This is a genomic window from Hymenobacter antarcticus (genome assembly GCF_039539545.1).
GTDB classification, from domain to species: Bacteria; Bacteroidota; Bacteroidia; order Cytophagales; family Hymenobacteraceae; genus Hymenobacter; species Hymenobacter antarcticus.
Window position 1 is genome coordinate 56,147 of the sequence record NZ_BAABDI010000021.1, and the last position, 14,108, is coordinate 70,254.

The following is a 14,108-nucleotide window of genomic DNA, read 5'->3' on the forward strand; positions in this document are numbered from 1 at the left end:
GGAACAAGTGAAAGGAACGTCATGTCGAGCGCAGCCGAGACATCTCGCGTGTGGTAGTAATTCAATCGTTCAACGATTATGGTTACTGCCCCGAGCGAGATGTCTCGGCTGCGCTCGACATGACGTTCCGATAACCTGCGGATAAGCCAAACCGCTTCTAAAGCCGCCCATTTCTGGGTAACTTTGCTACACAGAACTTATGGATAATTTCGTCGTTTCGGCCCGCAAGTACCGTCCTTCCACGTTTCGCAGCGTGGTGGGGCAGCAGCACGTCACCACCACGCTGCAGAATGCCATTCAGAGTCAGCACCTGGCCCAGGCGTTTCTGTTTTGTGGCCCGCGCGGAGTGGGCAAAACCACCTGCGCCCGCATTCTGGCCAAAACCATAAACTGCACCAACCTCAGCCCCGAAACCGAGGCCTGCGGCACCTGCGCCTCCTGCGTGGCCTTCCAGGAAAACGCCTCGTTCAACGTCCATGAGCTGGATGCGGCTTCGAATAACTCGGTGGAAGACATCCGCTCGCTGGTGGAGCAGGTGCGCTACGCCCCGCAGGCCGGCAAGTACAAAGTCTACATCATCGACGAGGTGCACATGCTCTCGAACGCGGCCTTCAACGCCTTCCTCAAGACGCTAGAGGAGCCGCCGAGCTACGCCATATTTATTCTCGCCACCACCGAGCGCCACAAGATTATCCCCACCATCCTGTCGCGCTGCCAGATTTTCGATTTCAGCCGCATCAAGGTGGAGGACATGCGCAGCCACCTGCGCTACGTAGCCACCCAGGAAGGCATCACGGCCGAAGACGACGCCCTGCACCTGCTGGCCCAGAAGGCCGACGGTGGCCTGCGCGATGCCCTATCGATGTTCGACCAGATGGTCACTTTCGGCGGCAACAACCTCACCTACAAGGAGGTGGTGCAAAACCTGCACATCCTCGACTACGACTACTATTTCCGGCTGGTTGACGGCCTGCTGACCGAAAACCTCTCCGCCGCGCTGTTGCTGCTCGATGAGGTTATGCAGAACGGCTTCGACCTGCACAACTTCGTGGTGGGCACCGCCGAGCACCTGCGCGGCCTGCTGGTCTGCAAAGATGCCGTAACTGTACAGCTGCTGGAAGTGTCCGATGGCATCAAAAAGCAGTACGTGGCGCAGGCCCAGGCTGCGCCGCTGGCCTTCCTGCTCTCGGCCCTCAACCTCATCAGCCAGTGCGACCGCGAGTTCAAGCAGGCCAAAAACCAGCGCCTGCACGTCGAGCTGGCTCTGATGAAGCTGGCCTATCTGAACGGGGCCGTGCAGTTCGTCCGCGAGCTGAGCCCTGCCACTAACGGCGAGGCTAAAAAAAAAACTAGCAGCCTAGGCAGCGGCGACGCTTCGGTTACTCCCGCATCGGGTAGCAACGATAACGGCGATGTGCAACACGCGCCGGTAGCCTCGCCTTTGGCTGTTACTCCAGCAATATCGAATGGAGTAGCAGTAGCGGCTTCAGCTTCTCAGGCCTCGCCGGTAGCGTACGCCACCGAGTCGCCAGCCGCCACCTACGTCGCGGCCCCGCGCCCGGCTGCCGCGCCCGCCCCGCTACCCATGCCGGCCGGCGCGCCCGTAGCCACCGGCCCGGCCCCGGCCGACGGCCCCGAGCCCCTGCCCGTGGAGAACGGCGTGGAGGAGCTGCACGATACGCCCAGCATCGAGGCCGACCCGGCTGCCGCTATTACCGAGCGCCACCAGATGCGCGACACGTTGCCGCACGTCGAAATCGGGGTGCCCAGCTTCGAGGGCATTGAGCCCGGGCCGCGCCCATCGCCGGCGGCTGCCTTCGCCAAAATCCCCAGCCTGGCCAGTAAGCTGCCTAGCCTCAAGAACATGAGCAGCCGCCCCGCCGGCCCATCAGCGACGACTGCTGCGGCCGAGCCGCAGTTCACCAGCGGCCCGGTAGCACCCATCGACCCGGCACTGCTGCAACGGGTGTGGCAGGAATTGGCCGAGGAGCGCCGCGCCCAGGACCGCATGAGCGAATTCTGGGTGCTGAACCGTTCCGTGACCGCAAACACCGAGCACAACATCGAGCTGGCCGTGGACAACCCCATCCAGGTGGACCAGTTCAATGAAATGCGGGTGGAATTCCTGGCGGAGCTGCGCCGCCGCACTGGCCACCCGCGCCTCACCGTGCAGCCGGTGGTGGCGGCCGCCGCACCCACGGCCAAGAAGCTCTACACGGCTTCGGATAAGTTCGAATACCTGGCCGAACGGTTCCCCGCCCTGCGCGAGGCCAAGCAACGCCTGGGTCTGGAAGCCGATTTTTAACGCCGGTTCGCTCGGTGGCTTGGCCGCTGGAAGTCTGTGTGTGGGACGTTCCTGCGCACGGATTCCCAGCATCCATACTGCAATTTGGCTGGGTTTGCACGCACAAGAATCCTGCAAACGATTGGGGAGGTAATTGGTCTGAAACTCAGTTGCCGGGCTGAGAGCGAAGCAAACCAGCAAGATAGACTAAAAATTCGTTTTTTATTCCCCTATCAGCCAGCTACCTTTGTTTTTTGAATCCCTCAGCTACCCGCCCGCGCCCTTCGTGAAAAACAACTTTTTGCTGCTGTTTGCTGCCCTGGCGGTGTTGGGCCTCACTACGCAGTGCCAATCGAGCAAGTCGGCCACCACGGCCGCTACCGCCACTGCGGCCGCACCCGCTTCCATGCCTGCTACGGCAGTCGCGCCCAAGCAATACCGCTACGAATCGGTAGCCGGCGACCCGCTGGGCGTGCGCATTTACAAGCTCGATAACGGCCTGACCGTGTACCTGTCGGATTACAAGGACGCGCCGCGCATCCAGACCTATCTGGCCGTGCGGGCCGGTTCCAAAAACGACCCTGCCGCCGCTACCGGCCTGGCGCACTACCTCGAGCACATGGTGTTCAAGGGCACGTCGAAGCTGGGCACGCAGGACTGGGCCAGGGAAAAGGTTGAGCTGGACAAGATTGAGGCGCTGTACGAAACGTACCGCGGCCAGCGCAACGACCCGGCCGCCCGCAAGCGCACCTATCACCAGATTGACTCGATTTCGGGCGTGGCCGCGAAGTATGCCGTGCCGAACGAGTACGACAAGGTGATGGGCGCTATCGGGGCCAAGGGCTCGAACGCGCACACGTCGAGCGAGGAAACGGTTTACCAGGAAGATATTCCCAGCAACCAGCTGGAGAAGTGGGCCGCCATTCAGGCCGAGCGCATGCAGGAGATGGTGCCGCGCCTGTTCCACACGGAGCTGGAAGCGGTATACGAGGAGAAAAACCGGGGGCTGGACTCGGATTTCAATAAGGAGTTTGAGGCGCTGAACGCTGCGCTCTACCCCACGCACCCCTACGGCACGCAGACGACCATCGGCACGATTGAGCACCTGCAAAACCCGTCCATCACGGAAATTAAGAAGTATTTCGGTCAGTACTACGTGCCCAACAACGTGGCGCTGTGCCTGAGCGGTGATTTGGATTTCGACCAGACCATTCGGCTCATCGACAAGTATTTTGGGGCGCTGCCGAGCAAGCCGGTTCCCGTGTTCAGCGCGGCCGTTGAAAAGCCCCTGACCGCGCCGATTACGCGCGAAATCGTGGGGCCGCAGTCGGAAAACGTGATGCTGGGCTACCGCCTGCCGGGCAAGGCCTCACAGGATGGCGTGCGGCTGCGCATGCTGGATAAAATCCTGACCAACGGCCAGGCCGGCCTCATCGACCTCGACCTGAACCAGCAGCAGAAGGTGCTGGAAGCCGCTTCGTTCACCGACCTCAACGACGACTACTCCACCCACGTCATCTACGGCACGCCACGCCAGGGCCAGAAGCTGGAAGAAGTGAAGGACCTGCTGCAAGGCGAGCTGGCCAAGGTGAAAGCCGGCAACTTCCCCGACTGGCTGATTCCGGCCATCATCAACAACGAGAAGCTGACGCGCACCAAGGCGTATGAGAGCAACGAGGCCCGCGCCAGTGCCATGTACGAGGCGTTTATCGAGCGCATCGACTGGAAAGACTACCTGAAGCAGCAGGACGATTTCGGCAAGATTACCAAAGCCGAAATGGTGAAATTCGCCAACGACAACTACGGCGACAATTACGTGGCCGTGTTCAAGCGCACCGGCACCGACCCCAACAAGGTGAAGGTGGTGAAACCCGCCATTACGCCCGTGCCGGCCAACCGCGACGTGTCTTCGGCCTTCTACAAGCAGCTCACGGCGCTGCCGAGCACGGAGCTTGAGCCGGTGTTCGTGGATTACAAAAAGGACATTCAGGAAACCGAAATCAAGCCCGGCCTGCCGCTGTACTACACGCACAACGCTGAGAACGGGCTGTTCAACCTGTCCTACGTGTTCGACCTGGGCAAGAACAACGACTCGCGCTGGGGCCTGGCGGCTGATTACCTGCAATACCTCGGCACCGGCAAGTACACCGCCGCGCAGCTGCAACAGGAGTTCTACAAGCTGGGCTGCTCCTTCAACGTGAGCAGCGGGCCCGACCGGATTTACGTGACCCTGAACGGCCTCGATAGCAACCTGGAGCCCGCGTTGAAGTTGTTTGAACAGCTGATGGCCGCGCCCAAGCCCGATGCCGCCGCCCTGAAAAACATGGTGGCCGGCACGCTCAAGCAGCGCCAGGATGCCAAGCTCGAAAAGCGCGTAATTCTGAACGCGGCGATGGTGAATTACGTGAAGTACGGCTCGAAAAACCCCTTTACGAACATTCTAAGCGAGAAAGAGCTGAAGGCGCTGAAGCCGGAGCAGCTCATGGCTTTGATTAAGAAGCTGCCAACGTATCAGCATCGGGTGCTGTATTATGGACCGCGTGTTTTAACTGGTTATGAGAGTATGACAATAGCCGCGAATGAAAGCGGGTCTCCTGGCTTTCAACGCCGTAATCCGGCGGGAATTGCAAACGTAATCAAATACAACCACCGCACGCCCGTCAAACTCACGCCCGCGCCGGTGGCCAAAGACTTCGCCGAGCAGCCCATGAAGGACCGCAAGGTCTATTGGGTGGACTACAACATGGTGCAGGCCGAAATCCTGTTCCTGACCAAGGGCGACCTGTATAGCAAGGACCTCGCGCCCACGGTAGCGCTCTACAACGAGTACTTCGGCGGTGGCATGGGCAGCATCGTGTTTCAGGATTTGCGCGAGAGCAAGGCGCTGGCCTACTCGGCCTACTCCGGCTACAACAGCGCCGACAAGCTGGGCCGCTCCAACTACAACCTGAGTTACATCGGCACGCAGAGCGACAAGCTGCCCGAGGCCATGGCCGGCATGGAAGCCCTGCTAACCGATATGCCGGTGGCCGAAGCCAACCTGGAAATCGCCAAAAACGCCATCCGCAACAGCATCAGCACCGAGCGCATCACCAAGGGCAACGTGTTGCTGAGCTACGAGCGCGCCAAGCGCCTCGGCCTTGACTACGACCTGCGCCGCGACGTGTACGCCAGCACCCAGAAAATGACTTTCGATGAGCTGAGGAAGTTTCAAACCAGCAAAATCAAGGGCCAGAACCAGGTCATCCTGGTTATCGGCTCGAAAGACCGGCTCAACTTCAAGGAGCTGGCCAAGTACGGCGCGGTGCAGCAGCTCACGCTGAAGGAGATTTTTGGGTACTAAACAGTAGTGCCGCCCCGGGGGAACCTCACCCCCCTAGCCCCCTTCTCCAAAAGAGAGGGGGGGACTAGTTTCTAGTTCAGACTAGAACAGTTCTAAGGCTAGAAATAAAGACTAAAACTAGTCCCCCTCTCTTTTGGAGAGGGGCTAGGGGTGAGGTTCCCCGCCTGAACGATTAACTAAAAACAACACTTTACCCACATGGCAGAGCAAAAAATCACCATCAAAAATGGCAAGCTGACGGTTCCGGACAAACCCACCATTCCCTTCATCGAGGGCGACGGTACCGGGCCGGACATCTGGCGGGCCTCCAAGCTTGTGTTCGACGCGGCCGTGGAGAAGGCCTACGGTGGCAAAAAGCAGCTGATGTGGAAGGAAGTGCTGGCCGGCGAGAAATCCTTCAAGCAAACCGGCAACTGGCTGCCCACCGAAACCCTCGACGCTTTCCGCGAATACCTCGTGGGCATCAAAGGCCCGCTGACCACGCCCGTGGGCGGCGGCATCCGCTCGCTGAACGTGGCCCTGCGCCAGGAGCTAGACCTGTACGCCTGCCTGCGCCCCGTGCGCTACTACGACGGCGTGCCCTCGCCCGTGAAGCGCCCGGAGCTGACCAACATGGTCATTTTCCGCGAAAACACCGAGGACATCTACGCCGGCATCGAGTACATGTACGGCACGCCCCAGGCCCAGAAAATGCTGGAATTCCTGCAGGATGAGATGGGTGTGAAGAAAATTCGCTTCCCCGAGTCGTCCTCGTTCGGCATCAAGCCGGTGAGCAAGGAAGGCACCGAGCGCCTCGTGCGCGCCGCCATCAAGTACGCGCTGGAGCACAAGCTGCCGTCGGTGACCATCGTGCACAAGGGCAACATCATGAAGTTCACCGAAGGCGCGTTCAAAACCTGGGGCTACGAGCTGGCCGAGAAGGAGTTTGGCAGTAAGGTGTTCACCTGGGCGCAGTACGATAAAATCGTGGCCAAGCAGGGCGTGGCCGTGGCCGACGCGCTGCAAAAGCAAGCCCAGGAGCAGGGCAAGCTCATCATCAAGGACAGCATCGCCGATGCCTTCCTGCAACAGATTCTGCTGCGCCCTTCGGAATACTCGGTGGTCGCCACCCTGAACCTGAACGGTGACTACATCTCCGATGCGCTGGCGGCCATCGTGGGCGGCATCGGCATCGCGCCGGGGGCCAACATCAACTACGTGACCGGCCACGCCATCTTCGAAGCCACCCACGGCACGGCTCCCAAATACGCCAACCTCGACAAAGTGAACCCCGGCTCGGTTATCCTCTCCGGCGTGCTGATGCTCGAGTACATGGGCTGGAAAGAGGCCGCCGCCCTCATCAATAAAGGCCTCGAAGCCGCCATCGCCAGCAAGCGCGTGACCTACGACTTCGAACGCCAGATGGAAGGTGCCACCCTGCTGAAATGCAGCGAATTTGGCGCTGAGATTGTAAAGAATATGTAGTAGCTTGGCAGTAGCTTAAGCAACAATAGAAACCCCCGCGTCGGCTTTGGCTGGCGCGGGGGTTTCTATTGTCGCTATTAAGGCTGCCGCAGGAAGCCAATAGACCATGATAAGCAAATGCTACCTATGACTAGAAGGCAAAATACCGAATAGCGTTAATTAGTGTAAAACTGAAAGCTAAAGATTTATGAATTACAGTAGCAGTGTTCTTGCATTACTTTTTTTATTTTTAACACTAAGTGTTAAGGCACAAGAAACGCACTTTACCCGAAGTTCAATTAAGGTTGGAGTGGGATTGGGCGGTAATGATGGTGAAACGGAAACAGGGTTGGGTGTGGTCTATTTGATTGGCTATCAAAAAAACTTTGGACAAAATGAAAAGTTGAGAGTAAGTCCCAACCTGCTCCACGGTGAATTTTCGTCAGCTGGAATCAATGATGTGAGAGACCAATTCTATCGCACAACTTCGCTCGGAATCAACGCTGCCTATGATTTAGTAAGATACAAATCAGTTTCCCTGCTAATTAATACCGGGGTTTTTATTAATTATTCCAGGGGGCTGTTTGGTAATGGTGGTGAAATTAGCAACAACAGCTCTGCGTATTTTAAAACCCTGTATGTTGGTGGAAATATCGGAGCTGGATTCAGAATCAGCCCGCCTGCCAGCAGATTTACCTATGAGATAAAACCAGTCAATATAGGGCTTGGGAATAAGGGGTTTGTGTTGGGATACGCGATGCTTGGACTGGATTTTAAACTGACGAAATAGCCAGGTTTAAGTCCCTGCTGGCGCGCGTCGCAGACGCGCGCCAAGCCACACACAAAAAGGGCACCCACGCCAAGCGGGTGCCCTTTTCTATGCCTAACCATTCCTTCCAAGCCTAGCCTTTCTTCGCCGCATTAGCCGGTGCGCTTTGCTCGCGGCGCACCTGCTGGAGCACCTTGCGCAGCGTGTAGTCCTGCAGCTTCACCTTGTCGGCGGTTTTGTAGAGGCTTTTGCCGTCATCGAACAGGTGTTTCAGGGGCGCGTAGAGGGCGCGAAACAGCTGGGCGTTGTCGGCCGTGAGCAGGCGCTGGTCGCTGAGGTCGCTGCCCTGGGCGGTGCTGTCCTGCACCAGGTCATCGTAGAGGCGTTGGATTTGGGTGTTTTCCTCGGGCTTCTGGCCTTTGGCGAGCAGGGCTTTTTTGTTGGCTTCGATGTTTTGGAGCAGCGTGTGCAGCGAGTCGGCCAGGCCCTCGTGCTCGTTGTCGTTGCGGTCGCGGCGCACGGCCTCGATGCCGAATTTTTTGGCCGGCACGCTGAGGCCTTCGGCGCGGCGCACCCGGGCTTCGAGGCGGTTGAGGAGCTGCGGCAGGCTGTCGAGCAGCCCCGCGATGCGCTGCGTCACCACTTGCCGCTCGGCAATGGCCACGCTGCTACGCTGCACGCCCTCCACGGCGGCGCTGGCGGCATCAAAATCTTTTAGAAAAGCGGGGGTGTAGTCCTCGGGCAGCAGGTCCTGAAAATCGGTTTGGTCGCGCACGTAGCTGGCGCGGAGCCGGCGCGCCACGGGCAGCAGCTCATCGAGGCGGAAGGTAAAAGGTAGACGACGGTCATCCATTGGAAAAGAGGGGAATAAAGTGAATTTAACAGCCACAATACTACGCCTTATTTCCGTCCCGACGGAAAGACCTGTCGCCCCAGCGGAAACCCGCTCCGGGCACGCGGAAACCCCCGCCGGAAGCGCGGAAACACCCGCCGGACACGCCGAAACGCCCGCCGGAAGCGCGGAAACCCCATCGGAGCCACGGAAGCCCCAGCCAGAGCCACGGAAGCCCCAGCCAGAGCAGCGGAAGCCCCAACCGGGACAGCGGAAGCCTCCGCCGGAACAGCGGAAACGCTCGCCGGGTAATTGGCGGACAAGGCCCCGCCAACGGCTCGCTATTGCCAACCCGTCTCCCCCCCACTCGCCGCCAGCGCCCGCCTACTTCCCCACTCGCTTCAACTCCCGAAACACATTGTTCAGCCCCTCCGCCCAGGTTGGGTGGGCAAAAATCATTTCCTGAAGCTGCTGATACTTCAGCCGCCCGGCCATGGCTACTTCGATAATGGCCATAATTTCGCCGGCTTCGGGGCCGAGTAAGGTTGCTCCCAGCAGCCGGTCGTCGTTGCCGACCAGCACCTTCCAGAAGCCGCGCGTTTCGCTGGTCTGCTGGGCCCGGCCGATGACGCTGACCGGCATGGTAGCCACGCGGTAGGGCATTTTCTGCTCCTGGGCCTGGCCCTCGCTCAGCCCGATGCGGGCCATGGGCGGGTCGGTGAATACGCAGTAGGGCAGGGGGCGCTGGCGGGCCGAGCGTTTGCGGCCGTGCAGCAGCGCGTCGCGCACCACGCGGTAGTCGTCGTAGGAAAGGTGGGTAAACTGCGGGCCGGGGTGAATGTCGCCCAGCGCGTAGATGCCGCGCACGTTGGTGCGCAGGTTATTATCGACGAGGATATAGCCTTTGTCGTCGGTTTTGACGCCCGCGAAACCCAGGCCCAGCTTGTCGGAATTGGGGGTGCGGCCCGTAGCTACCAGCAGGTGGGAGCCGCGCAGGCGGCGCTCGCCCGCGCTGGTCGTCACCGATACCGTGATGCTGCCGCTGGGGCCGCGGCTCACGCCGTGGGCCCGCGCACCCATCACAAACTCAATGCCTTCCTGGCCCAGCGCCGCTTGCAGGCCCTGGCACACGTCATCGTCCTCGCGTTCCAGCAGCTGCGGGCCGGCTTCCACGATGGTCACGCGGCTGCCGAAGCGCCGGAACATCTGGCTAAACTCCAGGCCGATGTAGCCGCCGCCGAGGATGATGAGGTGCTCGGGCAGCTCCTTCAAATCGAGCAGCTGGGTGGTGCTGAGGTAGCCCGAATCGGCCAGCCCACTTATGTCCGGGATGGCGGCCCGGGTGCCCGTATTGATGAAGATGAGCGGAGCCGTTACGTCTTTGGTGCTTCCGTTGGCCAGCGTGACGAGCAGCGCGTGGGGGCCGGTGAAAGCCGCGTGGCCCTCCAAAAGCGTCACGTCGTGCTTCTGCGTAAGATTGGCCCGGATGCCCTTGCGCATCTTGCCGATGATATCATCCTTGCGGGCCACGGCGGCCGCCAGGTCGACCGTGAGCTGGGCCGCATTGGGAATTTCGGGCGCGGCCACGGCGGCGGCGGTGCGCAGCTGGTGCAGGCGCTCGGCGGTGGCCAGCAGGGTTTTGGTAGGCGAGCAGCCGTAGTTGATGCAGGAGCCGCCCAGGCGGTTTTCCTCGATGAGGGCCACGCGGCGGCCGGCCTCGGCCAGGGCGGTGGCCAGCGGGTTGCCGGCCTGGCCAGAACCGATAATGATGGCGTCGAAAGAAGTAGCGGGCATAAAGAAACGCGGGTGAGTAAAGGTGCTGTCTTACCATACGGCAGCGCTTGGCATTTCGGTGGAGTGCCCCGAAAATGCCCGGTGCAGCGGGCCCAAGTCCGGCAGAAACACGAAATTGCCGTATCAAGCGTTGGCTTGCCCACGCCGTTCCCGTTTTCCGCTGCTATGAAGCACCTGTTGCGCCTCACGTTCCTGCTTGTTCTCGCTGGCCTCACGGGCTGCGCCTCGCTGTATTTTCCGCCGCCGCCCCACGCGCCCATGCTCACGCACCAGGGCGAGTTCTACGGGGCCGTGAGCACCAATCAGCACACCAATTATGCCCTGCAAGGGGCCTACGGCCTCACCAACCACCTGGCCGTGGCCGGCACGTTCTCCTCACTGCACCGCAAAAAAACCGACCGCACCGAGGACATCGACTTTGCCGAAGCCAGCCTCGGCTACTTCACCCGCCTGCCCGACAAGCGCGTGCTCGAAGTGTACGTGGGCGGCGGCGGCGGCGGCACCCAGCGCATCGAGCGCAACGACGAGCAGCTCACCACCCGCAAGCTCAACGGCAGCCTCTCCAAGGTATTTGCCCAGGTAAACTACGCCCGTAAGAAGCGCGAAAACATCCACCTCTTCAACCGCGACTTTCCCCTCACCTACGGCGCGGCCCTGCGCATGAGCTACATGCAGCTCAACAACTTCAAAATCGACGGCCTGGCCGCCCCCGGCGAAAGCAACCTGTTTCTGGAGCCCATCACCTTCACCCGCACCCAGATTGCCGGCCCCGTCCAGCTGCAAATAATCAGCGGCCAGATTTTCGGCCTCCGCAACAACAAATACCTCAAAGCCGCAAATTCCGTGTTTCAGGTCGGTATTGTTATTAATCTGGATAAGAATACCACCCTGGACGAGTAGGGGCCGCACCCGCACCCCACGAACCACAAAAAAAGCCCCAGCAGATGCTGAGGCTTTTTTTGTAACTGAAATAGCTGATTGAAGCCGAGGCTTACTTGCCGCCCAGCACGCGCAGCATGGTGTCGCCAATCTCGGCGGGCGAATCCACGACGTGGATGCCGCACTCGCGCATGATGGCCATTTTAGCGGCGGCCGTGTCGTCGGCACCGCCCACGATGGCCCCGGCGTGGCCCATGCGGCGGCCGGGAGGGGCGGTCTGGCCGGCGATGAAGCCTACTACGGGCTTCTTGTTGCCGGTTTCTTTAATCCAACGGGCGGCTTCGGCTTCCATGCCGCCGCCGATTTCGCCAATCATCACGATGCCTTCGGTTTCGGGGTCGTTCATCAGCAGCTCTACCGCCTGCTTGGTGGTGGTGCCGATGATGGGGTCGCCGCCGATGCCGATGGCCGTGGTCTGGCCCAGGCCGGCTTTGGTGAGCTGGTCAACGGCTTCGTAAGTCAGGGTGCCCGACTTGGAAACGATGCCGATTTTGCCTTTAGTGAAGATGAAGCCGGGCATGATGCCCACTTTGCACTCGCCGGCGGTCATCACGCCGGGGCAGTTTGGCCCAATCATCGTCACGCTGGGGCGCTCCGAGAGGTATTGCTTCACGGCAATCATGTCCTTGGTCGGGATGCCTTCGGTGATGGTGATAATCACCTTGATGCCGGCATCAGCAGCTTCCATAATCGCGTCGGCGGCGAAAGCCGGGGGCACGAAAATGATGCTGGTATCAGCACCGGCTTTCGCCACGGCCTCGGCTACGGTGTTGAACACGGGCTGGCCCAGGTGCTCGGTGCCGCCTTTGCCGGGCGTCACGCCGCCCACCACGTTAGTGCCGTACTCCATCATTTGCTGGGCGTGGAACGAGCCCTCGGAGCCGGTGAAGCCCTGCACGATAACCTTGGAATCTTTATTGACCAGAACGCTCATTCGGAGGTGTTTTTGGGAAATTGATGGAGTGGGAAGGCCGCCCGAACGGGCAACGGTGGTGCAAAAGTAGAACGAGTACCGCGAAATTTCATTTCGCGACGAGCACAGCGAGTTAGCAGGCGTGCGGATGGCGGCACTAGCTGCGCTCGTTGCGAAATGAAATTTCGCGGTACTCGTTCTGCCGCGCCGCGCCGCCGAAGGTCTTACCTTTGTACCATCACGCGAGAATTCCCACCCAACTATATTCAATGTATTTCAATCACGTTATCGAGGCCGTCGGCCACACGCCTCTTGTCAAGCTCAACAAAGTAACCGAGGGCATAAAAGGCACCGTGCTGGCTAAGGTAGAGTATTTTAATCCCGGCAATTCGGTGAAGGACCGCATGGCCATCCGGATGGTGGAGGACGCCGAAAAAGCGGGCCTCCTGCAGCCGGGCGGCACCATTATCGAGGGTACCAGCGGCAACACCGGCATGGGCCTGGCGCTGGCCGCCATCGCCAAAGGCTACAAGGCGGTGTTTGTGATGAGCGACAAGCAGAGCAAGGAAAAGCAGGACATCCTGCGGGCCGTGGGTGCCGAAGTAGTGGTGTGCCCCGTGGACGTGGCCCCCGAAGACCCGCGCTCTTACTATTCCGTAGCCCGCCGCCTCAGCCAGGAAACGCCCAATTCCTACTACCCCAACCAGTACGACAACCTCTCGAACGCCGCGGCGCACTACGACACCACCGGCCCCGAAATCTGGGAGCAGACCGAAGGCAAAATCACGCACTGGGCGGCCGGCGTGGGCACGGGCGGCACCATTTCAGGCGTCAGCAAGTACCTGAAGGAGCAGAACCCGGCCATCGTTTCGATTGGCCTCGACACCTACGGCTCGGTGTTCAAGAAGTACAAGGAAACCGGGATTTTCGATGAGAACGAAATCTACCCCTACAAAACCGAAGGCATCGGCGAAGATATTCTGCCCAAGAACGTCGACTTCGACCAGATTGACCTTTTCATCAAAGTGACCGACGAGGATGCGGCCGTGATGACCCGCCGCCTGGCCAGGGAAGAAGGCCTGTTTGTTGGCTGGAGCTGCGGCTCGGCGGTTTTCGGGGCCCTGGAGTACGCCCGCGAACACCTGAAGGAAGGCGACACGATGGTCATTATCCTGCCCGACCACGGCACCCGCTACCTGGGCAAAATCTATAACGACGAGTGGATGCGCGCCCAGGGCTGGTTGGCCTAGACAAACCGATTGGAGGTACGGCTCTAGCGCTGTATCTTCGTAAAAGCTAGCTTAATAACTTCTGTCCTATGCCTGCAAACCTGAATCATATCGTCTTGGTGGATGACAACGAAACCACGAGTTTCCTGAACAACCGCCTGCTGGGCCGCCTGGCCGTAGCCGACCAAATCAGCACGTTCTCGCGGGCTGATGAGGCGTTTGAGCAGCTCTGGGGCAGCGAGAGCGGCGGCAGCAGCCCCACGCCCGACCTGGTATTCGTGGACCTGAAGATGCCCGGCATCTCCGGCTTCGAGTTCCTGGAGCTGTACAATGCCCTGCCCCAACTCGTGCAGGACCGCACGGTGATGGCCGTGCTCACCACCTCTATGCACGGGGCCGATACCGCCCGCGTGGCCCAGTACCCCAACGTGGAGTATTTGACCAAGCCCCTCACCGAAGAGAAAATGCAGAAGCTGCTGGAAAAGCGCTTCCAATAAGTGTAAAAGCCACTTCAGCTGACGAATAAATCAAGAACGTCATGCTGAGCGCAGTCGAAGCATCT

Annotated in this window: 9 protein-coding genes and 1 pseudogene; 7 read left to right on the plus strand and 3 right to left on the minus strand. The window is 60.0% G+C overall.

Annotation, left to right across the window (positions count from 1 at the left end; genetic code table 11):
- Positions 1 to 199: 199 nt before the first annotated feature.
- The 4 genes from ABD819_RS14690 to ABD819_RS14705 all read left to right on the plus strand — a co-directional run bounded on the left by ABD819_RS14690 (position 200) and on the right by ABD819_RS14705 (position 7,860).
- Positions 200 to 2,305, plus strand: coding sequence for a DNA polymerase III subunit gamma/tau (locus ABD819_RS14690; RefSeq protein ID WP_345125543.1), 2,106 nt, complete (start codon positions 200 to 202; stop codon positions 2,303 to 2,305).
- 226 nt (positions 2,306 to 2,531) lie between these two features.
- The gene (locus ABD819_RS14695; protein WP_345125545.1) at positions 2,532 to 5,627 is read left to right on the plus strand and encodes a M16 family metallopeptidase; all 3,096 of its coding nucleotides are present in this window, start codon (positions 2,532 to 2,534) and stop codon (positions 5,625 to 5,627) included.
- A gap of 198 nt (positions 5,628 to 5,825) precedes the next feature.
- Complete coding sequence (gene icd, locus ABD819_RS14700; RefSeq protein ID WP_345125547.1) at positions 5,826 to 7,091, plus strand: NADP-dependent isocitrate dehydrogenase; 1,266 nt, start codon at positions 5,826 to 5,828, stop codon at positions 7,089 to 7,091.
- 187 nt (positions 7,092 to 7,278) lie between these two features.
- The gene (locus ABD819_RS14705) at positions 7,279 to 7,860 is read left to right on the plus strand and encodes a hypothetical protein (protein WP_345125549.1); all 582 of its coding nucleotides are present in this window, start codon (positions 7,279 to 7,281) and stop codon (positions 7,858 to 7,860) included.
- A gap of 112 nt (positions 7,861 to 7,972) precedes the next feature.
- Here the strand turns inward: ABD819_RS14705 and ABD819_RS14710 are convergent, their stop codons facing one another.
- Both ABD819_RS14710 and ABD819_RS14715 read right to left on the minus strand, forming a co-directional pair.
- Complete coding sequence (locus ABD819_RS14710; protein WP_345125550.1) at positions 7,973 to 8,692, minus strand: hypothetical protein; 720 nt, start codon at positions 8,690 to 8,692, stop codon at positions 7,973 to 7,975.
- A gap of 363 nt (positions 8,693 to 9,055) precedes the next feature.
- The gene (locus tag ABD819_RS14715) at positions 9,056 to 10,465 is read right to left on the minus strand and encodes a mercuric reductase (RefSeq protein WP_345125551.1); all 1,410 of its coding nucleotides are present in this window, start codon (positions 10,463 to 10,465) and stop codon (positions 9,056 to 9,058) included.
- A gap of 165 nt (positions 10,466 to 10,630) precedes the next feature.
- Here ABD819_RS14715 and ABD819_RS14720 point away from each other — a divergent pair, with 165 nt between their 5' ends.
- Entirely contained in the window at positions 10,631 to 11,365 is a 735-nt protein-coding gene (locus ABD819_RS14720; protein ID WP_345125552.1) for a hypothetical protein, read from the plus strand.
- Positions 11,366 to 11,456: 91 nt separating this feature from the next.
- Here ABD819_RS14720 and sucD read toward each other — a convergent pair whose 3' ends face one another.
- Positions 11,457 to 12,338: a succinate--CoA ligase subunit alpha gene (gene sucD, locus ABD819_RS14725; RefSeq protein WP_345125554.1), complete on the minus strand. Its 882-nt coding sequence runs from the start codon at positions 12,336 to 12,338 to the stop codon at positions 11,457 to 11,459.
- 248 nt (positions 12,339 to 12,586) lie between these two features.
- Between sucD and ABD819_RS14730 the strand changes: the two are divergent.
- Both ABD819_RS14730 and ABD819_RS14735 read left to right on the plus strand, forming a co-directional pair.
- Positions 12,587 to 13,561: pseudogene (locus tag ABD819_RS14730) on the plus strand (PLP-dependent cysteine synthase family protein); the annotation flags it as partial.
- 74 nt (positions 13,562 to 13,635) lie between these two features.
- Entirely contained in the window at positions 13,636 to 14,043 is a 408-nt protein-coding gene (locus tag ABD819_RS14735) for a response regulator (protein WP_345125555.1), read from the plus strand.
- The last annotated feature ends 65 nt before the right edge of the window (positions 14,044 to 14,108 follow it).